Here is a 21,270-nt window from a genome sequence, read left to right on the forward strand (position 1 = left end):
GGATACCAATAAATCATGCAGTTAGGGATGTAAAGCACAAATTCTGAGCATAAAAAACGGGGAGTGCCGCATGCGGCATTCCCCGTGGTTGTCACGCTTGCTGAAATTAAATCATCTGGCTGAAGTTCATCTGCGCCATCAGTTTGTAGTTGTCGGCGTAATCCACCGGAATAGCGACCACCACCGGTCCCTGAATTTCCATTGCCTTGCGCAGCATCGGCCGCAAGTCTTCCACCGACTGCACGGCAAACCCGACCGCGCCGCAGGCTTCGGCATAGGCTTTAAAATCAATCGGGCCGAATTCCACCCCGGATTTACGCCGGTATTTGTTCACCTCCTGCATTTCTACCATGTTGTAGGCGTTATCCACCCAAATGACGTGCACGATGTTATTTTTCAGTCGTACTGCGGTTTCCAGCTCCATGCTCGACTGCATAAAACCGCCGTCGCCGGAGATAGAGACCACTTTGTCCCCCGGGCGCACCAAAGCGGCACCGATAGCCCACGGCAACGCCACCCCCATGGTCTGTTGGCCGTTGGAAATCAGTAGCTGGCGCGCCCGGAAGCTGTAAAGATAACGTGCAATCCAGATGTGGAAGCTGCCCATGTCCACGCACAGCGTCACGTCGTCGCTGACGATATCCTGCAACTCTTTCACGATACGCAACGGGTGAATTGGCATGCCGCCGCGCCGTGCAGCGCGTTCAGCCAGTTCATGGCGCTGACGGCCCAGATCGCTGAGGATCAATTCCACCTCCGTCGGCACGCTCACCACGCCGCTAAAGGCTTCGGTCATCATGTCGAGGGTAGCGCTGATATTGCCCACCAGCTCAATGTCCGGACGATAGCAGGTGTCGATATCCGCCGGCAGCACGTCGATATGCACCAGTTTCAATCGGCCCTGGCTGTTCCACATGCAGGGATCGTATTCAATTGGGCCATAACCGACGCTGACCACCAGATCGGCCTTCTGCAATAGCTGGTCGGCGGGTTGGTTATTGAACAACCCAACGCGTCCGGCAAAGCGCGCAAAGTGATTAACGTCGATCACCCCCGCTGCCTGATAGGTACCCACCACCGGCATATGGGTGCGATGCAGCAACTGACGCACCGACTCGCTGTTTTCCGGACGGCTGGCCTGCAAGCCCAACAGCAGCACCGGGCATTTCGCCTGCTGGATCAATTTGACCGCGGCGCGAATATCCTCGCTAGCCGCCGCCCCCATGCGTGGCAGTCGGCAACCCGCCAGCACCGGCGCGCTGACCGGCTCATTGACGATATCCATGGGCAGACTGATGAAAGAGGCCCCCGGACGGCCGAACTCGGCGTGGCGGAAGGCGTTGGCAATCACCTCTGAAATCGCCGAACCGGCATGCACCTCGGCACAATACTTGGTCACCGGCCGGAACATGCTGACGGTGTCCATGCTCTGGTGGGTCTGCTTCAGGTTATCGGCACGTTTCACCGCGCCGCCAAAAGCCACCACCGCATCCCCTTCCGAGGTCGCGGTTGCCAGCCCGGTGATCAGGTTGGAACTGCCCGGCCCGGAGGTCACCAGCGCCACCCCGGCCTTGCCGGTCAAGCGCCCGACCGCCGCTGCCATAAATGCCGCGTTGGCTTCGTGACGCACCACCACCGTTTCTATCGACGGCGCATCCTCCAGCGAATCAAATACCCGGTCTATCTTGGCTCCCGGAATACCGAATACGTGTTTGACGCCCTGCGCCTCCAGATTTTTCACCACCAAATCTGCGCCGCATGCCCAGTTATTGTCTGTTTTTGCCTTGTTCATGGAATACCTCCTGAAAACTAACCCAAGACTGTCGCGGAATTAACCCTCGGCAGAACGAATTGCACGATCCAAATCCTCTGGACAGAGGTCGGCGCGCAGAAAATCCGCGTCATGCGGCAACTGAAGATTGAGACGGGTGATCACACCAAATTGCAGGCGGCCGTGGTCGAGCTGGTAATCCAGCACGTGCCCACCGCCGTTGCGGTCTTCGGTGACAAAATGCTCGTGATAACCGGCCACGCCAATGCCCTGCATATAGTCAGGCGAGCGAAAACCGACCAGCGTGCCCTGGCAGTGATGGAAGGCAAAGGTAGGCTGCTCTTCAATCGCTTCCAGCATTGGGCGATAGGGGCGCTCCTGACGGGGCACAGTCCGGGTTTCCACGTGGCTGAACTCGCCGTCGACGCGCACCGCGCAGAACAGATTCGGCGAAGCCACCTGTTCATCAATGCACTGGTGCAGCTGCGCCTTGGTGATCGGACGATCAAAGTGTTGGGTGACGCTGGGTTGGAAAAAGGTGACGACGGCAAACGGGGTTTTCTGCTGCAGACTGGCCGGCCGCGCGCTACCGTCGGCACGCAACTGGTGAATTTCCTTGTCGAAGGCGATCAGTTCGCCGTCCAGGTGGTTGAAAGTCCCCAGGCCAAAATTGCCGTGCCTGAGCAACTCGCCAATGGTGACCTCCCCTTCGTAAACACCGCTGATTAACGCGCTCATCAGCGAGATTTGGTAGATCTCGCCCTCCCCAACGCTCAGCGACTGCCTGGCAAAGCCCTGCGCCAAATGCTGCGCACAGGCACACCCGTGATCTTCGTTCATAACCTACTCCTCCACCAGCACGGAGTGAAATGCCCCGTGCGTTCAAAATGCTCACCAGAAAGTGAGCAAAGATGTCGCCGGCAACCCGTTCAGTTGGAACGATTCAGCCATCGGCGACAAAAAAACCGGCACGGCAGGCCGGCGACGCCCAATGTCAACAACGGTTTAGTTTCACTAACCATTGTTGCCAGGCAGCACGTCAAATTGAACGGTTAATCTGGTGTTGAAGCAGCTATCAATCCCGCAGGCACACAGAAACGCCTGGGAAAACAAGTTATCTAACGTTCTAAAAACCGCGTGATTTATGCATTATTGCTCTACGCGGTGAGATCACGGCACGTTCTTACTCGCCGTAAGCACCCAAAAAGAGTAGCCGTAATGCGTCAGACGGAGAACCTGGTATTCATAAGAAACGCTTTTGCATATAATGCAAAAATGAATGACGCCCGCTATGTTGAACATCTGCCGATATTTCTCGAGGTCGCCCTATTGGGCAGCTTCTCCGCCGCTGCCCGCAAGCTGGGAATGGTACCTTCGTCCTTGGTACGCCACGTCGATGCGCTGGAAAATGCATTGGGTGCAGCGCTGTTTATCCGCTCAACGCGCGGCCTGATGCTGACAGATGCGGGGGAAATGTTGCAGGCGCGTGCCACCACCTTGCTGACAGACATCAGCGATATCCGCGCAGAACTGACTTCGTTGAACGACAGACCGCAAGGTACCTTGCGCATCAGTTGCCTGCCGACCTTTGGCAAAACCTATATCCTGCCGCTGTTGCCGACGCTGGCTGAACGCTATCCCCAACTGTTTGTTGAACTGGATTTGACCGAACGTCAGACCGATCCAACCCAGGAACTGCTGGATGCCGCCATTCGCATCGGCGAGCAGAAAGACAGTAGCCTGTACGCCATCCGGATAGCGACCCAGCGCTGGGTGATGTGCGCCAGCCCTGATTATCTCGCTCGCTACGGCAAGCCTGCCGACCTGAACGCTTTGCCGCAGCATCGGCTGATTGCCCGCTACCATAAGCAACAGCCGGCCTGCTGGGCGCAGATCCTCAGTGCCTCGTTGATGGATCGCTGCAGTCTGGTACTGCGCTGTGATGACTTTACCGCGCAGCGCGAAGCCGCACTGCTGGGGATGGGGATTACCTTTTTGCCCAACTGGGTGGTCGGGCCGGATATTCAGGCCGGTCGGTTGCTGCCGGTACTGGAGGATCCACGCCAGGACCAACAGGGAATTTATCTGCTGCGACCGGTGGCCAAGGTCTCAACCCGCTTGAATCTGTTCATCAGCTTACTCAAACAAGGTATCGGTCAGCCACCGAGCTGGGAATGAAGCGGTGTTATTCGCCCCTGCAACGCCGGGTTATCGCTTTCGTCCTTCAGTGTTATCCCGGTCAGGCGGCGCTGAAATGCCTGCTCCAGCAGCCACGCCAGTTTGAACGCCGCCTGCGGGTAGTCCAGCCCCTCCGGACGGACGTTGGAAATGCAATTTCGTTCCGACTCACGCCGCCGGGTATTCGGCCCCCAGGTGAGGTAGATCCCCAGGCTGTCCGGGGATGACAGGCCCGGCCGCTCACCAATCAGCATCGCCACAGCTCTGGCCCCTAAACATTCACCGATATCATCCCCCAGCGCCACCCGCGACTGGTGCGCCAGCACCACCGGTGCCAGCGAAAGCCCCAATAATTCGAGATAAGGCCGCAGCGCCTGCAACAACGGCAGTGCCTGACGATGTACCGCCTTGGAGGATAAACCGTCCGCCACCACCAGCAATAAGTCCACCGGCTTGCCAGGCAAGCCCAACAGCAGGCTACGGCTGTCCGCGGCCAACCGACGCCCCAGATCCGGCCGGCTGAGATAGGCGGTACGATCGACGGCCTGGCTGTGCACCGTCAAGGTTTGCCAGCCCTGATCCTGCAACGCCCCGCCCAAGGTATCGCTGTCGAATGGCTGGTGCACCGCATCACGCGCCTGCGCATGCGCCAGGCCAAATTTAAGCAACTCCTGGGTCGGTAAACTGGATCCCGTACGCCCCAACGCAATGCGCGCATCGGTAAAGGCTCGTAGCGCATCCCAACTGTTAACGTGAACCGGCTTGCTCAAGGTTGCTCTCCCTGTAACGCCAGCAGCAACGGGTGATTGGCCGCGGTGTCGCGCAGTCGGCCCAGATCGTCGGTGATGTGCATTTTCGTCAGCCAGTCGGCGAACTCCGGCGCGTGCTTGAGCCCCAACAGTTCGCGGATGTACAGCGCATCGTGGAATGAAGTGCTTTGATAATTGAGCATGATGTCATCCGCTCCCGGTACGCCTATCAGGAAGGTCAGCCCGGCGGTAGCCAGCAGCGTCAGCAAGGTGTCCATGTCGTCCTGATCCGCCTCTGCGTGATTGGTGTAGCACACGTCGCAACCCAGCGGCAGGCCAAGCAGCTTGCCGCAGAAGTGATCCTCCAACCCGGCACGGATAATCTGCTTACCGTCGTATAAATACTCCGGCCCGATAAACCCGACCACGGTGTTGATCAGCAACGGGGAGAAATGTCGCGCCACCGCGTAAGCGCGTGCCTCGCAGGTTTGCTGATCGACGCCATGGTGCGCATTGGACGATAAGCAGCTGCCCTGCCCGGTTTCAAAGTACATGACGTTATTGCCCAGAGTACCGCGCTTGAGGCTCAGCGCCGCCTGCTGTGCCTCCGCCAGCAGCGCCAGATTAATGCCAAAACCGGCGTTGGCCGCCTCCGTTCCGGCTATCGACTGGAAAACCAAATCCACCGGTGCACCGCGCTCGATCAGCCGTAGCGTATTGGTGACGTGTGTCAGCACGCAGGATTGGGTAGGAATAGCGAAACGCTGGATCACGTCGTCCAGCATGTGATTGAGTTTTTCCAGCAGCGGCAGGCTGTCACTGGCCGGGTTGATGCCCACCACCGCGTCACCGCTGCCATACAGCAGGCCGTCGAGCATGCTGGCCGCGATGCCCTGTAAGCTGTCGGTAGGGTGGTTCGGCTGCAGCCGCACGCTGAGGTGACCCGGCAGGCCAATAGTGTTGCGAAAACGCGTGATCACCCGGCATTTTTTGGCCACCAGGATCAGATCCTGATTGCGCATCAACTTACTCACCGCCGCCGCCATTTCCGGCGTAATGCCGGTGGCCACCCGCGCCAGCATCGCGCTGTCCGCCTGCTCACTCAGCAGCCAGTCACGAAAATCCCCCACCGTCAGGTGCGAAATTGGCGCAAAGGCCAATGCGTCGTGGCTGTCGATAATCAGCCGGGTGACCTCGTCTTGTTCATAGGGCACCAGCAACTGCTGGAGGAAAGTTTTCAGCGGCACCTCCGCCAGCGCTATGCGGGCAGCCATACGCTCCTCTGCGCTGTCCGCCGCCACTTCCGCCAGATAATCGCCGGAACGGGCCGGTGATGCCTTGGCCATCAACTGGCGTAAATCACTGAAACGATAGCTGCGCCGGCTAAGCGTTGCCTGATACATAGCGTCCCCTGTTCTGCCTGAATGCTTACCTGAAGTTGCAAACCCTGTACCAAGTGTAGTCAGTCGACCGGCGAATATATTCTCCTGCGGTTTCGCCCACGGCCACTTCAGGTTACAGTAGCCGCAACAAAGGAGAGGTAATGACCCGGCAACAAGAAATTATCCAATGGTTACAGCAAGATAATGAAAGAATGGCGATATTGCGCACCGCCCGCCGACTCGGTCTGAATGACTGGTGCCTGGGTGCCGGCTTTGTGCGTAATCTGGTATGGGATCGGCTGCACGATTACGCCACGCCAACACCGCTCAACGACATCGACGTGATCCATTTTGACGCACAGCGCCCGGAAGCGGAGCGTGACCAGATGCTGGAAGCACGGTTACAAGAATGGTTGCCGCAGCCCTGGTCAGTGAAAAATCAGGCGCGCATGCACCTGCGCAGCGGCCGGGCGCCCTACCTTAACAGCGAAGACGCCATCAGCTATTGGACCGAGCTGGAAACGGCGGTGGGCGTACGGCTGAATGCAGATGACAGCCTACAGCTGGTGGCTCCCTTTGGCCTCGACGGGCTGTTCGATGACACCATCACCTTCAATGCCAAAAACGGCGACCTCGACGCTTATGAACAGCGAGTGATCGCCAAAGGCTGGTTGCAACGCTGGCCGCGCCTGCGGCAAATCCGCGGGTAAAGTTTTGCCCCATCCTGCCGATACCCTGAGCAGCGGAATCAAAACTCAGGGAGAGTGTTATGTCGACCAGCATTACCATGATTGTCCCGGTGAAAAACACCGTACCCGGCATCAGCAACGTTTTTAGCGCCCCCGGTAACCAGGGCCAGTTGCTGATGGCCAAGCCGGTCAACCAGCAGCCGGAAGGCGGCAAGATGAAAGAAGCCAGGGAAACTGACGGTAACGATCAGGTGAAAGTGGCCGACAGCAGCGCCTCGGCACGGATTAAGTCGCTGAACAAGCAAATCCAGGGGCTGCAACAGAAACTGGCAGACCTGAAAGACTCGGATGCCGATCCCAAAGAAATTGAAAAACAGAAACAGCTGATTCAGGCGCAGATCAAAATGCTGCAGGCCGAGATCGCGCGCATTCAGAAAGAAGAGATGGAAAAACAACAGGCAGAGCAAATGGCTAAAGCTGCCGATAGTATCGCGCCGACCAAAGGCGACGGCATCAACCGCCCAACCGCGCTTAATGCCGTGGATGTGTATATTTGACTCAGTAATCCGCCTGCCGCTGACGCTGTTGTTGCAGCAAAGCCGCCTGCTGTCCCACCACCTGCCAGATGACCTCTGCCGCTGGGGTCAGCGAGCGGTTTTTACGCCGCACCAGCATCAGCGCACGGTTGATTTCCGGCACCAAACGGCGAACCCTCAACTGGCCGCCTTCCGGCAAGGGTAATGCCAGCGCCGGGAAAATACTGATGCCAATACCCGCGGCCACCATAGGAAACAGCGTCGCCGGGTGGCCGATCTCCTGTACCACCGTCGCTTCCACCCCTTGTTGGCGCAGCGCGCTGTCAATCAGTGGCCGACTGCCTGAGGCATAATCCTGCAACACCAGACGGCTACCGCTGAGTGCCGACCAGTGCACCTCAGGCAATGCGGCAAACGGATGATCGTTACGACACAACAACAGGAAAGGCTCGTGCAGGATCGGTTCGCAGTCCAGATCCACCGCCTGCACCGGATCGACCACAATGCCAAAATCGACCTCTGCATTGCGAATGCTGTGCAACACCTGCTGCTGCGCCTGATCACGCAACATGATGCGGATATCCGGATACTGCTTTTCCCCGGCGGCAATGCACTGCGGCATCAGGTGCGCGGAGATGGTCTGGCTAGACGCCACCCGCACCGTACCGCTGCGTTGTACGCCAAAGCTGCGCGCATCCAACAATGACGACTGCAACTCATCCAGCAAACGTTCAACCCGGTTGGCCAGCCGTTGCCCGGCGTCGGTCAGCAGCACTTCACGGGTGGTTCGATCGAGCAGGCGAACGCCGACCTCCGCCTCCAGCTCTTTCACACTGTGGCTAACCGCAGACTGCGTCAGACCAATGGCCTCTCCGGCCCGGCTGAAACTGCGGTGCCTGGCAATAGCGACAAAGACTTTGAGTTGTTTAATCGAGTAATTCATGTTTTTTATTCATATATGAATTAAATAAATCAATTTAATTATTATATCCGGTCGCGCGACAATGGGCGCATTGATTTTTCTTCGAGTACGCCGCCATGAGATTTTTGCCCGATCGCTTTACCCTGACGTTGATCGCCACCGTGCTGTTGGCTTCGTTCCTGCCTGCACGCGGCGAGTTCGTCGGCTGGCTGAATGCGCTGACCATCGCCGCCATCGCCCTGCTGTTCTTTATGCACGGTGCCAAGCTGTCGCGCGAAGCCATTCTGGCCGGCAGCAATAACTGGCGGCTGCACCTGTGGGTAATGTTCAGCACCTTTATTATTTTCCCGACGCTCGGCGTGCTGTTTAAATGGTGGTCGCCGGTCAACGTCAGCCCCGAACTGTATTCCGGCTTTATCTACCTGTGCATTCTGCCCGCAACCGTGCAGTCGGCCATCGCCTTTACCTCACTGGCGGGTGGCAACGTGGCCGCTGCGGTGTGCAGCGCATCGGCTTCAAGCCTGCTGGGAATTTTCGTCTCGCCACTGCTGGTCGGGCTGTTGATGAATGTTCACGGGGAAACCGGCAGCCTGCAACAGGTCGGCTCCATCGTGCTGCAATTGCTGGTACCGTTTGTTGCCGGACATCTGTCACGGCCGCTGATCGGCAAATGGATTGAACGCAACCGCAAACTGATTGGCAAGACCGACCAGACCTCAATTCTGCTGGTGGTGTATGCCGCCTTTAGCGAGGCGGTGACGCATGGCATCTGGCATCAGGTCGGCATCGGTTCGCTGGTATTTATTGTGGTGGGTAGCCTGGTGCTGCTGACGATCGTGCTGGTGGTAAACACTTATATGGCGCGCTGGTTGGGCTTTAGCAAAGCCGACGAAATCACCATCGTGTTCTGCGGCTCGAAGAAAAGCCTGGCGAACGGTATCCCGATGGCCAATATCCTGTTTCCGGCCTCAACCGTGGGCATTATGGTGCTGCCGCTGATGGTGTTCCATCAGGTGCAATTGATGACCTGTGCGGTATTGGCACGACGCTATCAGAAAAAACAGCAGGAACAACAGGCGACGCCCAATGCGCAAGCCGTGCGAGAATAAATAAATGGGTGCGGCTGACACCGCACCCGGCAGCTCAACTTTTCTTCAGCGGCTTGACCAGGTGGTCGAGCCCTTCAATTTTAATCGCCAACGTCATTTCCATCAGCATACCAAGCTTGCCCTGGGGAAACTCCCCCTTACGGGCAAACCACAACAGGTATTCTTCGGGCAGGTCAATCAGCACCCGCCCCTGATACTTGCCGAACGGCATTACCGTATTGGCAATCTCCAACAGATTCTCTTTTTCCATCAGGCACCCAGCAGGCGGATCATTTCCGCTTCGTCGATAACCTCAATACCCAGCTCCTGCGCCTTCACCAGTTTGGAACCGGCGGCTTCACCTGCAATCACCAGATCGGTTTTCTTCGAGACGCTGCCGCTGACCTTGGCACCCAGCGCCGTCAGGCGATCCTTGGCCTCGTCGCGTGACAGCTGGCTCAACGAGCCGGTCAGCACCACGGTTTTACCGGCGAACGGGCTGTCTATCTCTTCCGCCACTATCACCACCGGGGCCGGCCAGTTAATGCCGATTTCGTCGCTGACCAGTTCCTGGATAACCTGTTGGTTGAGCTCTTCGTCAAGGAAATGACGCGTGTGCTTCGCCACGATTTCACCGACCTCCGGCACTTCTTTCAACGCCTCGATATCGGCGGCGAGCAGCTTTTCCAGCGTACCGAAGTGCGCGGCCAGATTGGCCGCCGTGGCTTCACCGACTTCGCGGATGCCAAGCGCATACAGGAAACGGGCGAAGGTGGTCTGCTTGGATTTTTCCAGCGCATTGACCAGATTCTGCGCCGATTTTGGCCCCATGCGATCCAGCCCGGTCAGAATACCGGCGGAGAGACGGAACAGATCGGCCGGATTCTTCACGTACTCTTTTTCCACCAACTGCTCGATGATTTTGTCGCCCATGCCATCGACGTCCAACGCCCGACGGGAAACAAAGTGCTTCAGCGCTTCTTTGCGTTGTGCAGCGCAGATCAGTCCGCCGGTGCAACGTGCTACCGCTTCGCCTTCCACTCTCTCAACGTCGGAACCGCATACCGGACAATGTTGCGGGAACAAAATTTCACGCGCGTCCGCTGGACGGCGATCGGCTATCACTCCCACCACCTGCGGGATCACGTCGCCGGCACGGCGCACAATCACAGTATCGCCGATGCGTAGGCCCAAACGTTCAATTTCATCGGCGTTATGCAACGTGGCATTGCTGACGATCACCCCGGCAACCAGCACTGGTTCCAGTCTTGCCACCGGCGTGATCGCACCGGTACGGCCAACCTGGAACTCCACCTCGCGCACCTGGGTAATCTGTTCCTGCGCCGGGAATTTGAATGCTGTCGCCCAGCGCGGCGCACGCGCCACAAAGCCCAGCGTTTCCTGCAGGTCGATATCGTCAATTTTTACGACCACACCGTCGATATCAAACCCGAGTTGCGTGCGGTCCTGCTCCACCTGACGGTAGAACGCCAGCACTTCGTCGCTGCCGGTACAACGTTTGGCGCGATCGCTGACCGGCAACCCCCAGTCCTTGAACTGCATCAGGCGCTGCCAGTGGCTGCGCGGCAATTCGCCGCCTTCCTGCAAACCAACGCCATAGCAGAAAAAGGTCAGTGGGCGTTTGGCGGTAATACGCGGGTCGAGCTGACGAATCGAACCGGCAGCGGCGTTACGCGGATTGGCGAAGATCTTGCCATCCTTGCGACGCGCCTCTTCGTTCATCTGCTCGAAACCGGCCTGCGGCATAAACACTTCGCCACGCACTTCCAGCCGGCGCGGGATATTGTCACCTGTCAGCCGCAGTGGAATAGCGCGAATGGTGCGCACATTAGAGGTAATGTTTTCACCGGTTGTGCCGTCGCCGCGCGTTGCCGCGCGAACCAGCTCGCCATCTTCGTACAGCAGGCTGACCGCCAGACCGTCCAGCTTCAGCTCGCAGCAGAAGGTCAGCGGGTCGCTACTCTTCAGGCGATCCTGCACTCGCTTGTAGAATGCCAGGAAGCTTTCTTCGTCGAAGACGTTGTCCAGCGACAACATCGGCACTTCATGACGAACCTGATCGAACGCCGCCAGCGGGGCAGCGCCCACACGCTGGGTCGGCGAGTCTGCGGTGATCAACTCCGGGTGTGCGCTTTCCAGGGCACGCAGTTCACCCATCAGGCGATCGTATTCCGCATCCGGCACTTCCGGCGCGTCCAGCACATGGTATTGATATTCGTGATGGCGCAGTGAGGTTCGTAGTTGATTGATTTGTTGGATTATCGATTCCATGGCTCACCATCAAAGATAAAAAACCCCCGGCAAGCGGGGGCTTTGTTGTTACGGATGTTCAGTGCGCGTGGCCGTCGATCAGGCGTTGTTTTCCAACACTTCACGAAGGCGCGCTTTGTAGGTTTCCAGCTTCTGCGGGGTCATCATGCGGCGCTCATCGTCCAGCACCACACCGCCCACATCGTCGGCGATCCGCTGTGCCGACTGCAGCATCAGCTTGAAGTTCTGATTAGCGTCGCCATAAGACGGCACCATCATGAACATCGACACGCCCGGCGTAGAGAAATCAGACATCATCTCAGGATCAAAGGACCCTGGCTTAACCATATTCGCCAGGCTGAACAGCACAGGACCGCTGCCCGCAGGGCTGATATGGCGATGGAAGATGCCCATTTCACCAAACTGGAAGCCCGCCTGCAGCACGCTCTGCAGCAGAATTTCGCCGCCGATCACGCCACCCTGATGTGCGGTAACGTGCAGCACCAGTACGGTTTCTTTCAGTTTTGCCGGTTTGATGGCAGCTGGAGCAGGCTGAGGCTCGTGCGCCACCGCTGGTTTCACTTCCGGCTGCGGCTGATGAACAGGTTCGGCATGGAACGCCGGCTCTGCTGCAGGTGCCACAGGCGGGAGATCGTCAACGCGCGGTTCACGGCGTGGCGCAGGCTGCTGCGGCTCGTCGTCTTCGTCCTGCGCGTAGTTGTCCAACAGGATGTCATCATAATCCGGCCGCTGGGACAGCGGTGGCGGAGTCTGATGGGCAGCCGGTTGAACGGCACGCGGTGCTGGCTCAGCCGCCGGAGCAGGCTTGGGCGCAACCACGGGTTCTTCGCGAGCGGCATCAAAATGACCAAAGGACGGCTCGTCTTCCGGGTGAGCGGAGCGTACACGTACCTCCCCCACACCTTCATCGAGTTCGTCGATCGGGGATTGTTCACGTTCCTTTTTGGAACGTTTGGCTGGGCGATCGCGAAAAAGCGATGAGCGTTCCTTACGACTGGTCCAAAGACCGTGCAATAACAACGCTATTATGGCGATCGCGCCAACAACGATTAATATCAGACGCAAATCCTGCATCATTGCTATCTCTGTTGTTCCAATACATTGCCACCGCGGCAAACATTCACTCTTTAACTCTATTTGCCCGAGCACACAAGTGCAAGTCCGTGCTGAACTTTATGCCAATAAAGATGATTATACTGCCTTTTTTTGCTGTTTTTTCAGCCAATGTCACCCTAGCCAGTAGAAAATCATCCCGATATGATAGCTAAGCCTGTTCAGACAAAGAGATAACTTAAGATATGTCCTATACGCAGTCACCTTCCCACTCCACCAGCGGCCTGCATTATTTTGCCGAAGGCTGGCGCCTGATTTCACGCCCGGGGATTAAACGCTATGTAGTATTGCCATTGCTGGTCAACGTATTGCTGATGGGATCCGCCTTCTGGTGGCTGTTCAGTCAGCTCGGCGACTGGATCCCCAGCATGATGAGCCATGTTCCCACCTGGTTGCAGTGGCTGAGCTATTTACTGTGGCCGCTGGCGGTCATTTCCGTGCTGCTGGTGTTCAGCTATCTGTTCAGCACCATCACCAACCTGATTGCCGCCCCCTTCTGCGGCCTGCTGGCCGAGCAGTTGGAAGGCAGCCTGACCGGCAAACCGCTGCCGGACACCGGTATCTTTGGCATCGTGAAAGATTTGCCGCGCATTATGGCGCGTGAATGGCGCAAGCTGGCCTACTACCTGCCGCGCGCATTGTTGCTGCTGATACTCTATTTCATTCCGGGCATTGGCCAGACGGTGGCGCCGGTGCTGTGGTTCCTGTTCAGCGCCTGGATGCTGGCAATCCAGTATTGCGACTATCCGTTCGATAACCACAAGGTGAGCTTCGCCGATATGCGCCGCGCACTGCGCCAGCATAAGACCGACAATTTGCAGTTTGGCGCCATGGTCAGCCTGTTTACCATGATCCCAATCCTCAATCTGGTGATCCTGCCGGTCGCGGTTTGCGGCGCCACGGCGATGTGGGTTGATCGTTACCGCCCACAATTCGTTCGTTCCTGAGCCGTTTTATCGGCCGCATTACGATTAATTCTTCGACAGGGCGCGCAATTTGCGCCCTTATCCTTGTGCTTAAAACTTATTTCCTAATAACATATAGATATACCAATTCTTTACTTCCCTGCCGGTACTGTTAGCGTATGCTTTCGACGTTCCCCACATTTTTCATAGAGTTAAAGGACGGGCTATGAGCAAGATATATGAAGACAACTCATTAACGATCGGCCATACGCCGCTGGTTCGTCTGAACCGTATCGGCAACGGACGCATTCTGGCCAAGGTTGAATCACGCAACCCGAGCTTTAGCGTCAAATGCCGCATCGGTGCCAATATGATTTGGGACGCAGAAAAACGCGGTGTCCTGGTCGCCGGCAAAGAACTGGTGGAGCCAACCAGCGGCAACACCGGTATCGCCCTGGCCTTCGTCGCTGCCGCACGCGGCTATAAGCTGACGCTGACCATGCCGGAAACCATGAGCATCGAACGCCGCAAACTGCTCAAGGCACTGGGCGCCAACCTGGTGCTGACCGAAGGCGCTAAAGGCATGAAGGGCGCGATCGCCAAGGCGGAAGAAATTGTCGCCACCGATCCCAACCGCTACCTTATCCTGCAGCAGTTCAGCAATCCGGCCAACCCGGCGATCCACGAACAAACCACCGGCCCGGAAATCTGGGAAGATACCGATGGCGAAGTTGACGTTTTCATCTCTGGCGTCGGTACCGGCGGTACGCTGACCGGTGTCAGCCGCTATATCAAGAACACCAAAGGCAAGGCGATTACCACCGTGGCGGTAGAACCTACCGACTCACCGGTGATCACCCAGGCGCTGGCCGGTGAAGAAATCAAACCGGGCCCGCACAAAATTCAGGGCATCGGCGCAGGCTTTATCCCCGGCAACCTGGATCTCGACCTGGTTGATCGTGTCGAGCAAATCACCAACGACGAAGCCATCAGCATGGCGCGCCGCCTGATGGACGAAGAAGGCATTCTGGCGGGTATTTCCTCCGGTGCCGCCGTGGCCGCAGCGGTGAAACTGGCTGAAGAACCAGAGTTCGCCGATAAAACCATCGTGGTGATATTACCTTCCTCCGGCGAGCGCTATTTGAGCACCGCCCTGTTCGCCGATTTGTTCACCGAACAAGAATTGCAACAGTAGTGCCAGCCGCGCACTAATCGCTAAAAAAGCACCTTACGGGGTGCTTTTTTGTGGACTGGATCAAAGTTTATAGCAGTCGAAGATTGATTTTACCCGCCAGCTTTAGTATTTAACGGTGCATTATTTCGATGCGCGAAATTAATCACCCTCCATTCGTTGTTTAGGCTGAATCGATTTACTCGTTTGTCGCGGATGCGGTAAACACGGCATAATGGAGAGCGGATTTAAACGACGGTAGAAGCCAGGTTTTTTGATCTGAAGTGCCAAAGTCGTCGTTTTCTGTTGCATCAATGCTCGCCCCTGTACCATAGTCAGGCGCTAACCAGACAAGCTAAAGTCATACCCTTGGGCTAAACTTTAGCTCCACAACACACCAATAAGTTGGGGAAACATCAATGTTCCAGCAAGAAGTTACTATTACCGCTCCGAATGGTCTGCACACTCGCCCTGCCGCTCAGTTCGTGAAAGAAGCCAAAGGCTTCACGTCTGACATCACCGTGACCTCTAACGGTAAAAGCGCCAGCGCCAAAAGCCTGTTCAAACTGCAAACTCTGGGGCTGACTCAAGGGACCGTAGTGACCATCTCCGCTGAAGGTGAAGACGAGCAGAAAGCCGTTGAACACTTGGTAAAACTGATGGCAGAGCTTGAGTAATCGGCCCGTCTTCTTAGTTAACACCAGTCAAGAGTAAGGTAGGGTTATGATTTCAGGCATTTTAGTATCACCGGGTATCGCTTTTGGTAAGGCTCTCCTACTGAAAGAAGATGAAATTGTCATCAACCGGAAGAAAATCTCTGCAGACGCTGTAGAGCAGGAAGTCCAACGTTTTCTTGATGGCCGCGCCAAGGCATCCGTGCAGTTGGAAGCGATCAAGACCAAAGCTGGCGAAACCTTCGGCGAAGAGAAAGAAGCTATCTTCGAAGGCCATATCATGCTGTTGGAAGACGAAGAGCTTGAGCAGGAAATCATAGCCCTAATCAAAGACGATCTGGCTTCTGCGGACGCGGCTGCCTACACCATCATCGAAGGCCAGGCGAAAGCGCTGGAAGAACTCGACGATGAGTACCTGAAAGAGCGCGCGGCCGACGTGCGTGACATCGGTAAACGCCTGCTGCAGAACATTCTGGGCCTGGCTATCGTCGATCTGAGCTCAATTCAGGACGAAGTGATCCTGGTTGCTACCGATTTGACCCCGTCTGAGACCGCGCAGTTGAACCTGGACAAGGTTCTGGGCTTCATCACCGATCTCGGCGGCCGTACTTCACACACCTCCATCATGGCACGCTCCCTGGAATTGCCGGCAATCGTGGGCACCAGCGACGTGACCAAGCAGGTGAAGAACGACGATTACCTGATTCTGGACGCGGTTAACAATAAAATTTACGTTAACCCAACCGCTGACGTTATCGATCAGCTGAAAGCCGAACAGAACCAGTACCTCACCGAGAAAAACGATCTGGCCAAGCTGAAAGACCTGCCGGCAATTACGCTGGACGGTCATCAGGTTGAAGTCTGTGCCAACATCGGCACCGTGCGCGACGTCGCAGGTGCAGAGCGCAACGGCTCTGAAGGTGTCGGCCTGTATCGTACCGAATTCCTGTTCATGGACCGCGACTCACTGCCAACCGAAGACGAGCAGTTCCAGGCTTATAAAGCCGTTGCGGAAGCCGTAGGCTCACAGGCCGTGATCGTACGCACCATGGATATCGGCGGTGACAAAGACCTGCCGTACATGAACCTGCCGAAAGAAGAGAACCCGTTCCTCGGCTGGCGCGCCATCCGTATCGCCATGGATCGCAGAGAAATCCTGCACGCCCAGCTGCGTGCCATCCTGCGCGCCTCAGCGTTCGGCAAATTGCGCATCATGTTCCCGATGATCATTTCGGTAGAAGAAGTTCGCGATCTGAAAGGCGAAATCGAAACGCTGAAAGCGCAATTGCGTGAAGAAGCCAAGGCGTTTGACGAAACAATTGAAGTGGGCGTGATGGTGGAAACACCTGCCGCGGCGGTGATTGCTCATCACCTGGCGAAAGAAGTCGACTTCTTTAGTATTGGGACAAACGATCTAACCCAGTATACTCTGGCGGTAGATCGCGGCAACGAGCTGATTTCTCATCTCTATAACCCGATGTCCCCATCAGTGCTTGGCCTGATCAAACAGGTTATTGATGCATCTCACGCAGAAGGCAAGTGGACCGGCATGTGCGGTGAACTGGCTGGCGATGAGCGTGCTACACTGTTGTTATTGGGCATGGGGCTGGATGAGTTCAGCATGAGTGCGATTTCAATCCCGCGCATCAAGAAAATTATACGTAATACTAATTTCGAAGATGTGAAGGCGTTGGCAGCGCAAGCCTTGGCACAGCCAACGGCGCAAGATCTGATGAATTGCGTGAATAAATTCATCGAAGAAAAGACGCTCTGCTAAACTTCCACGACACTGGAACGCCGCCCAATTTAATGCTTAGGAGAAGATCATGGGTTTGTTCGATAAATTGAAATCTCTGGTTTCTGATGACAAGAAAGACACGGGCACTATCGAGATCGTAGCTCCACTTTCTGGCGAAATCGTTAATATCGAAGATGTACCTGACGTAGTATTCGCTGAAAAAATCGTTGGCGACGGCATTGCCATCAAACCAACGGGCAACAAAATGGTTGCTCCGGTTGACGGCACCATCGGTAAAATTTTCGAAACCAACCATGCTTTCTCTATCGAATCCGACAGCGGCATCGAGCTGTTTGTCCACTTCGGTATCGACACCGTTGAACTGAAAGGCGAAGGCTTCAAACGCATCGCTGAAGAAGGCCAGCGCGTCAAGAAAGGTGATGTGGTTATCGAGTTCAATCTGGCCCTGCTGGAAGAGAAAGCCAAGTCTATCCTGACGCCGGTGGTTATCTCCAACATGGACGAGATTAAAGAACTGATCAAACTGACCGGTAACGTCACCGTCGGTGAGACCCCGATCATTCGCATCAAGAAGTAATAGCGAATGAACGCAAGAACGGCGCCCTCGGCGCCGTTTTTTTTATCTCTGCCATTCAAGCCAATCGCAACAACAATTAACTCCAGCGCGGAATTCGCAGGGTAATCACCAGCCCTTCCCGTTCACCGTTGCGCGCTTCAACCTGGCCACCGTGCGCCAGAACCACCTTGCGGGTGATCGCCAGCCCCAGCCCATAACCCTTGCCCGACATCGCCGATTTCACCCTGACGAACGGATCAAAAATACTGGAAAGTTTCGACTCTTCCACACCTGGCCCCTGATCGCTGACCTCAATCTGGAACAGTTGCTCAATACGCGTCAGCACCACCGTCACCCGCTGCCCGTGGCTGGAGAAACGCAACGCATTACGCACGATATTATCCACCGCTCGCCGCATCAGTTCGGCATTGCCCTTGACGGTGTAATCCACGTCCGAACTGGCCTGCAGCACGATTTCCACCCCTGGTATCTGTGCCTCGTAGCGCGCATCACTCACCACCGCGTCCACCAGCCCATACAGGTCGAAATACTCTTCATCCGGCAGGTTACTGCTCTCGGTACGCGACAGCGCCAACAGTTCACCGATCATTTTATCCAGCCGCCCCGCTTCGTGCTCAATGCGCTGTAACGAGTTCTCTACGTTACCCGCATTTTGCCGTGCCAGGCCGATGGCTAATTGCAAGCGGGCCAGCGGCGAACGCAGTTCGTGCGAAACGTCATGCAGCAACTGTTCACGGGCGCTGACCAACAGCTCCAGCCTTTCGGCCATGCTGTCAAAGTCACGCGCCACCTCGGAAAGCTCGTCATGCCGTCGGCGCATTGCCGGGAACAGACGCACCGACAGGTCGCCCTGCGCCACGCGATCAAAACCGTCACGCAGCCTGCGCATCGGCCGGGTGAGGTTCCAGGCCAGTACCGCGCTGAACAACAGCCCTGCCAGCCCCCCAACCCAAAGCATCGGTGCAGGAATATTGAAGAAATGCGAACGCTTTTTCGGCCGATACTCTTCCCGCAGGCCACGCATATCGTAACTCAGCCAATAGCCCTTGCCGCCCTCGACCTCAACCCAGGCGGTGACTGCTTTCGGCATCCGGCGGCTCTCAAACACCGGCTCCTCAGCTACCGGCGCAGGCGGTTTGTCCAGTGGGGTCACGGTCAACAGACGCCGGTCATCATCAGACCAGTCTTTCAGCATGGCATCCAACGCGAGCATTCCGCCGCTGCGCAACTGAGTGGCGGCCGACGTCAATTGCAGCGTGACCACCCGCCGGGCCATGGCGTTTTCCGGTGGCTCGTAACGATCGCCATACAAGGAAAAAGCGACCCACAGCGCCTGAGTCATGATGATAAAAGTCAGCCAGAAGCCGAGCAGGATTTTCCAGAACAGTCTTCCACGCATAGGCATTATCGGATGCGGTAGCCGATGCTGCGCACCGTCTCAATGCTGAGCGCGTTGTCCGTCAACGCCCCCAGCTTCTGGCGGATATTGCTGATATGTACGTCAACGCTGCGGTCATAGGCTTCCCGCGGACGGCCTAAACCTTTTTCTGACAGCTCGTCTTTTGATACCACACGCTCCGGCGCGCGCAGCAGCAGCTCCAACAGGTTGAATTCGGAAGCGGTCAGATCAAACGCCTTGCCGCGCCATTCGCTGCTGCGGGTTGATGGGTTAAGGGTCAGCTCGCCGAAATTAATCGCAATCTCGTCATCCACCTCATCCGGGCGCTCGTCGAAGCGGCGCAGTACTGCACGCAGGCGCGCCACCAGTTCGCGGGGATAGCACGGCTTGGGCATATAATCGTCTGCGCCCATTTCCAGACCGATAACCCGATCGATGTTATCGCCCTTGGCCGTCAGCATGATGATCGGCATGCGGCTCTTTTTACGCACGTCGCGCAGCACGTCGATGCCGCTCATGTCCGGCAGCATGATGTCGAGGATCATCGCGGTGTAATCACCCGACAACGCGCCTTCCACCCCGGCCTTGCCGGTCAGCACCAGCGTGGCGTTAAAGCCTTCGCCGGTCAGGTATTCGCTCAGCATGGTGCCGAGTTCGAGGTCATCATCGACCAATAAAATTTTCATGCCTTGCTCCTTCGCGGATTTTCGTCATTTTCACGCCTATTTGTCTGCTTCGCAGCCGGTTTTACTCAATCCTTACATATTCCCGAACGCCACTTAACCTCAGCCCGGTCGACGGCGCGTTAAATTGGTGCCCACAGATTTTTGCCGCGCTTTTATGCCAGGGAAGCCCACCGTTATTGTGGTCGCTATCGCCTTATTTCTCTACTTCAGGTCACCAGGCGGCGAAGAAATTCTCTTTATATCACCCTGGTGGTCCAAAATCGGGCCAGATAAAGGCGCTGGGCGATTAACAGCATAAAAGGCAATGGTGGGCCGAGACTGACGACTTAACCCGCTAGAACGCTCTGAGAGACGTAGAAAGGGTATTGGCGGAATTTTGATTTCATCCCGGCGCAACAAGCCACCGGGATGGACTCGATACAGGCGTTGGAAAGGAAATAACGGTTAGGCAAAAACGCCGGTGGAGAGATAGCGATCGCCGCGATCACAGATGATAGCCACAATCACGCTGCCCGGATTGGCTGCCGCAATCCGCAGCGCACCAGCGACTGCCCCGCCGGAGCTGACGCCGCAGAATATACCTTCGCGCTGCGCCAACTGACGCATGGTTTGTTCAGCGTCGGTTTGTTCGATGTCCAGCACCTGATCCACCAGGTCCGGCCGGAAGATCCCCGGCATATAAGCCGGTGCCCAGCGGCGAATGCCGGGAATACTGCTGCCTTCCGCCGGTTGCAGGCCAATAATCTGCACCTGCGGGTTTTGGCTCTTCAGATAGCCGCCCACACCGGTAATGGTGCCGGTGGTGCCCATGCTGGAAACAAAATGGGTCACCCGCTGATGGCTCTGCTGCCAGATTTCCGGGCCGGTGGTGGTGAAGTGAGCGTAAGGGTTGTCAAGATTATTGAACTGATCCAGCACCTTGCCCTGCCCCTGACTCTGCATTTCCAGTGCCAGATCGCGTGCGCCTTCCATCCCCAGTTCGCGGCTGACCAGGATCAACTCTGCACCGTAGGCACGCATCGCCGCCTGACGTTCCTGGCTCATGTTTTCCGGCATCAGCAAGGTCATCGAATAGCCTTTCAGTGCCGCTATCATCGCCAGCGCAATACCGGTGTTACCACTGGTGGCCTCGATTAACCGATCGCCGGGCTTTATCTCACCGCGTAGCTCCGCCTGCTGGATCATCGCCAGCGCGGCGCGATCTTTCACCGAACCGGCCGGGTTATTGCCTTCCAGTTTGAGCCAGACCTCGCTGCCCAGGCCTGTAGCCAGAAGTTGTAATTTTACCAGCGGGGTATTACCGATGCATTGTTCGAGCGTTGTCACGATCTTTGCCTGTGTTGAAGTGCGAAAAGTAAAAAGGCAACCCCGGGGTTGCC

At 56.6% G+C, this 21,270-nt stretch carries 20 protein-coding genes; 9 read left to right on the forward strand and 11 right to left on the reverse strand.

The window, feature by feature from the left end:
* Positions 1-106: 106 nt before the first annotated feature.
* Complete coding sequence (alsS, locus tag FCL49_RS13300) at positions 107-1,792, reverse strand: acetolactate synthase AlsS (protein ID WP_174353949.1); 1,686 nt, start codon at positions 1,790-1,792, stop codon at positions 107-109.
* A gap of 39 nt (positions 1,793-1,831) precedes the next feature.
* Positions 1,832-2,611 (reverse strand): acetolactate decarboxylase, encoded by a 780-nt coding sequence (gene budA, locus FCL49_RS13305; protein ID WP_174353950.1) that lies wholly within the window; start codon positions 2,609-2,611, stop codon positions 1,832-1,834.
* Between the two features lie 378 nt (positions 2,612-2,989).
* Between budA and FCL49_RS13310 the strand changes: the two genes are divergently transcribed.
* Positions 2,990-3,949, forward strand: coding sequence for a LysR family transcriptional regulator (locus FCL49_RS13310; protein WP_174353951.1), 960 nt, complete (start codon positions 2,990-2,992; stop codon positions 3,947-3,949).
* Here the strand turns inward: FCL49_RS13310 and eutC are convergent.
* Positions 3,928-4,719: an ethanolamine ammonia-lyase subunit EutC gene (eutC, locus tag FCL49_RS13315; protein ID WP_174353952.1), complete on the reverse strand. Its 792-nt coding sequence runs from the start codon at positions 4,717-4,719 to the stop codon at positions 3,928-3,930. The two genes, FCL49_RS13310 and eutC, sit on opposite strands and share 22 nt — an antisense overlap.
* Positions 4,716-6,101: an ethanolamine ammonia-lyase subunit EutB gene (locus FCL49_RS13320; protein ID WP_174353953.1), complete on the reverse strand. Its 1,386-nt coding sequence runs from the start codon at positions 6,099-6,101 to the stop codon at positions 4,716-4,718. Before FCL49_RS13320 ends, eutC begins: the two co-directional genes overlap by 4 nt.
* Before the next feature lie 140 nt (positions 6,102-6,241).
* Between FCL49_RS13320 and FCL49_RS13325 the strand changes: the two genes are divergently transcribed.
* Together FCL49_RS13325 and FCL49_RS13330 are read left to right on the forward strand one after the other, a co-directional pair.
* Positions 6,242-6,790 carry a nucleotidyltransferase family protein gene (locus tag FCL49_RS13325; protein ID WP_174353954.1) on the forward strand — a complete coding sequence of 183 codons (549 nt, stop codon included), beginning with the start codon at positions 6,242-6,244 and terminating at the stop codon, positions 6,788-6,790.
* A gap of 59 nt (positions 6,791-6,849) precedes the next feature.
* Positions 6,850-7,326 (forward strand): FlxA-like family protein, encoded by a 477-nt coding sequence (locus FCL49_RS13330; RefSeq protein WP_174353955.1) that lies wholly within the window; start codon positions 6,850-6,852, stop codon positions 7,324-7,326.
* Position 7,327: 1 nt separating this feature from the next.
* Here FCL49_RS13330 and FCL49_RS13335 read toward each other — a convergent pair whose 3' ends face one another.
* A complete protein-coding gene (locus FCL49_RS13335; RefSeq protein ID WP_174353956.1) occupies positions 7,328-8,248 on the reverse strand; it encodes a LysR family transcriptional regulator in 921 nt (306 codons plus the stop codon).
* Between the two features lie 95 nt (positions 8,249-8,343).
* Here FCL49_RS13335 and FCL49_RS13340 point away from each other — a divergent pair, with 95 nt between their 5' ends.
* Positions 8,344-9,336 (forward strand): bile acid:sodium symporter family protein, encoded by a 993-nt coding sequence (locus FCL49_RS13340; RefSeq protein WP_174353957.1) that lies wholly within the window; start codon positions 8,344-8,346, stop codon positions 9,334-9,336.
* 34 nt (positions 9,337-9,370) lie between these two features.
* On the opposite strand, the gene FCL49_RS13345 is transcribed toward FCL49_RS13340, so the two are convergent.
* From FCL49_RS13345 to zipA, 3 genes are all read right to left on the reverse strand, one after another.
* Complete coding sequence (locus FCL49_RS13345) at positions 9,371-9,586, reverse strand: DUF3820 family protein (RefSeq protein WP_012146156.1); 216 nt, start codon at positions 9,584-9,586, stop codon at positions 9,371-9,373.
* Complete coding sequence (gene ligA, locus FCL49_RS13350) at positions 9,586-11,607, reverse strand: NAD-dependent DNA ligase LigA (RefSeq protein WP_174353958.1); 2,022 nt, start codon at positions 11,605-11,607, stop codon at positions 9,586-9,588. The genes FCL49_RS13345 and ligA overlap by 1 nt, the downstream gene beginning before the upstream one ends.
* Before the next feature lie 78 nt (positions 11,608-11,685).
* The gene (gene zipA, locus FCL49_RS13355; RefSeq protein ID WP_174353959.1) at positions 11,686-12,684 is read right to left on the reverse strand and encodes a cell division protein ZipA; all 999 of its coding nucleotides are present in this window, start codon (positions 12,682-12,684) and stop codon (positions 11,686-11,688) included.
* 221 nt (positions 12,685-12,905) lie between these two features.
* On the opposite strand from zipA, the gene cysZ reads away from it, so the two are divergent.
* The 5 genes from cysZ (at position 12,906) to crr (ending at position 17,806) form a co-directional block, all read left to right on the forward strand.
* On the forward strand, positions 12,906-13,667 hold the full coding sequence (cysZ, locus tag FCL49_RS13360; RefSeq protein WP_135317471.1) for a sulfate transporter CysZ: 762 nt from the start codon (positions 12,906-12,908) through the stop codon (positions 13,665-13,667).
* Positions 13,668-13,851: 184 nt separating this feature from the next.
* Positions 13,852-14,820 (forward strand): cysteine synthase A, encoded by a 969-nt coding sequence (gene cysK, locus FCL49_RS13365; RefSeq protein ID WP_135317472.1) that lies wholly within the window; start codon positions 13,852-13,854, stop codon positions 14,818-14,820.
* Between the two features lie 395 nt (positions 14,821-15,215).
* A complete protein-coding gene (gene ptsH / locus FCL49_RS13370) occupies positions 15,216-15,473 on the forward strand; it encodes a phosphocarrier protein Hpr (RefSeq protein WP_004936458.1) in 258 nt (85 codons plus the stop codon).
* A 46-nt stretch (positions 15,474-15,519) separates the two neighbouring features.
* Positions 15,520-17,247 (forward strand): phosphoenolpyruvate-protein phosphotransferase PtsI, encoded by a 1,728-nt coding sequence (ptsI, locus tag FCL49_RS13375; RefSeq protein ID WP_135317473.1) that lies wholly within the window; start codon positions 15,520-15,522, stop codon positions 17,245-17,247.
* 49 nt (positions 17,248-17,296) lie between these two features.
* Positions 17,297-17,806, forward strand: coding sequence for a PTS glucose transporter subunit IIA (crr, locus tag FCL49_RS13380; RefSeq protein WP_012146162.1), 510 nt, complete (start codon positions 17,297-17,299; stop codon positions 17,804-17,806).
* Between the two features lie 76 nt (positions 17,807-17,882).
* Here crr and FCL49_RS13385 read toward each other — a convergent pair whose 3' ends face one another.
* The 3 genes from FCL49_RS13385 to cysM form a co-directional block, all read right to left on the reverse strand.
* Positions 17,883-19,205 carry an ATP-binding protein gene (locus FCL49_RS13385; protein WP_174353960.1) on the reverse strand — a complete coding sequence of 441 codons (1,323 nt, stop codon included), beginning with the start codon at positions 19,203-19,205 and terminating at the stop codon, positions 17,883-17,885.
* 5 nt (positions 19,206-19,210) lie between these two features.
* Entirely contained in the window at positions 19,211-19,891 is a 681-nt protein-coding gene (locus FCL49_RS13390) for a response regulator transcription factor (RefSeq protein WP_012146164.1), read from the reverse strand.
* Positions 19,892-20,335: 444 nt separating this feature from the next.
* Positions 20,336-21,217 (reverse strand): cysteine synthase CysM, encoded by an 882-nt coding sequence (cysM, locus tag FCL49_RS13395; RefSeq protein WP_174353961.1) that lies wholly within the window; start codon positions 21,215-21,217, stop codon positions 20,336-20,338.
* Positions 21,218-21,270 lie beyond the last annotated feature (53 nt).

The sequence above is a fragment of the Serratia proteamaculans genome (genome assembly GCF_013337185.1).
Taxonomy (GTDB): Bacteria; Pseudomonadota; Gammaproteobacteria; order Enterobacterales; family Enterobacteriaceae; genus Serratia; species Serratia proteamaculans_D.

Coding starts and splice junctions, on each gene's coding strand:
- alsS (WP_174353949.1), bottom strand. CDS start 1,792: ATGAACAAGGCAAAAACAGACAATAACTGGGCATGCGGCGCAGATTTG.
- budA (WP_174353950.1), bottom strand. CDS start 2,611: ATGAACGAAGATCACGGGTGTGCCTGTGCGCAGCATTTGGCGCAGGGC.
- FCL49_RS13310 (WP_174353951.1), top strand. CDS start 2,990: ATGCGTCAGACGGAGAACCTGGTATTCATAAGAAACGCTTTTGCATAT.
- FCL49_RS13320 (WP_174353953.1), bottom strand. CDS start 6,101: ATGTATCAGGCAACGCTTAGCCGGCGCAGCTATCGTTTCAGTGATTTA.
- FCL49_RS13325 (WP_174353954.1), top strand. CDS start 6,242: ATGACCCGGCAACAAGAAATTATCCAATGGTTACAGCAAGATAATGAA.
- FCL49_RS13330 (WP_174353955.1), top strand. CDS start 6,850: ATGTCGACCAGCATTACCATGATTGTCCCGGTGAAAAACACCGTACCC.
- FCL49_RS13335 (WP_174353956.1), bottom strand. CDS start 8,248: ATGAATTACTCGATTAAACAACTCAAAGTCTTTGTCGCTATTGCCAGG.
- FCL49_RS13340 (WP_174353957.1), top strand. CDS start 8,344: ATGAGATTTTTGCCCGATCGCTTTACCCTGACGTTGATCGCCACCGTG.
- FCL49_RS13345 (WP_012146156.1), bottom strand. CDS start 9,586: ATGGAAAAAGAGAATCTGTTGGAGATTGCCAATACGGTAATGCCGTTC.
- ligA (WP_174353958.1), bottom strand. CDS start 11,607: ATGGAATCGATAATCCAACAAATCAATCAACTACGAACCTCACTGCGC.
- zipA (WP_174353959.1), bottom strand. CDS start 12,684: ATGATGCAGGATTTGCGTCTGATATTAATCGTTGTTGGCGCGATCGCC.
- cysZ (WP_135317471.1), top strand. CDS start 12,906: ATGTCCTATACGCAGTCACCTTCCCACTCCACCAGCGGCCTGCATTAT.
- cysK (WP_135317472.1), top strand. CDS start 13,852: ATGAGCAAGATATATGAAGACAACTCATTAACGATCGGCCATACGCCG.
- ptsH (WP_004936458.1), top strand. CDS start 15,216: ATGTTCCAGCAAGAAGTTACTATTACCGCTCCGAATGGTCTGCACACT.
- ptsI (WP_135317473.1), top strand. CDS start 15,520: ATGATTTCAGGCATTTTAGTATCACCGGGTATCGCTTTTGGTAAGGCT.
- crr (WP_012146162.1), top strand. CDS start 17,297: ATGGGTTTGTTCGATAAATTGAAATCTCTGGTTTCTGATGACAAGAAA.
- FCL49_RS13385 (WP_174353960.1), bottom strand. CDS start 19,205: ATGCGTGGAAGACTGTTCTGGAAAATCCTGCTCGGCTTCTGGCTGACT.
- FCL49_RS13390 (WP_012146164.1), bottom strand. CDS start 19,891: ATGAAAATTTTATTGGTCGATGATGACCTCGAACTCGGCACCATGCTG.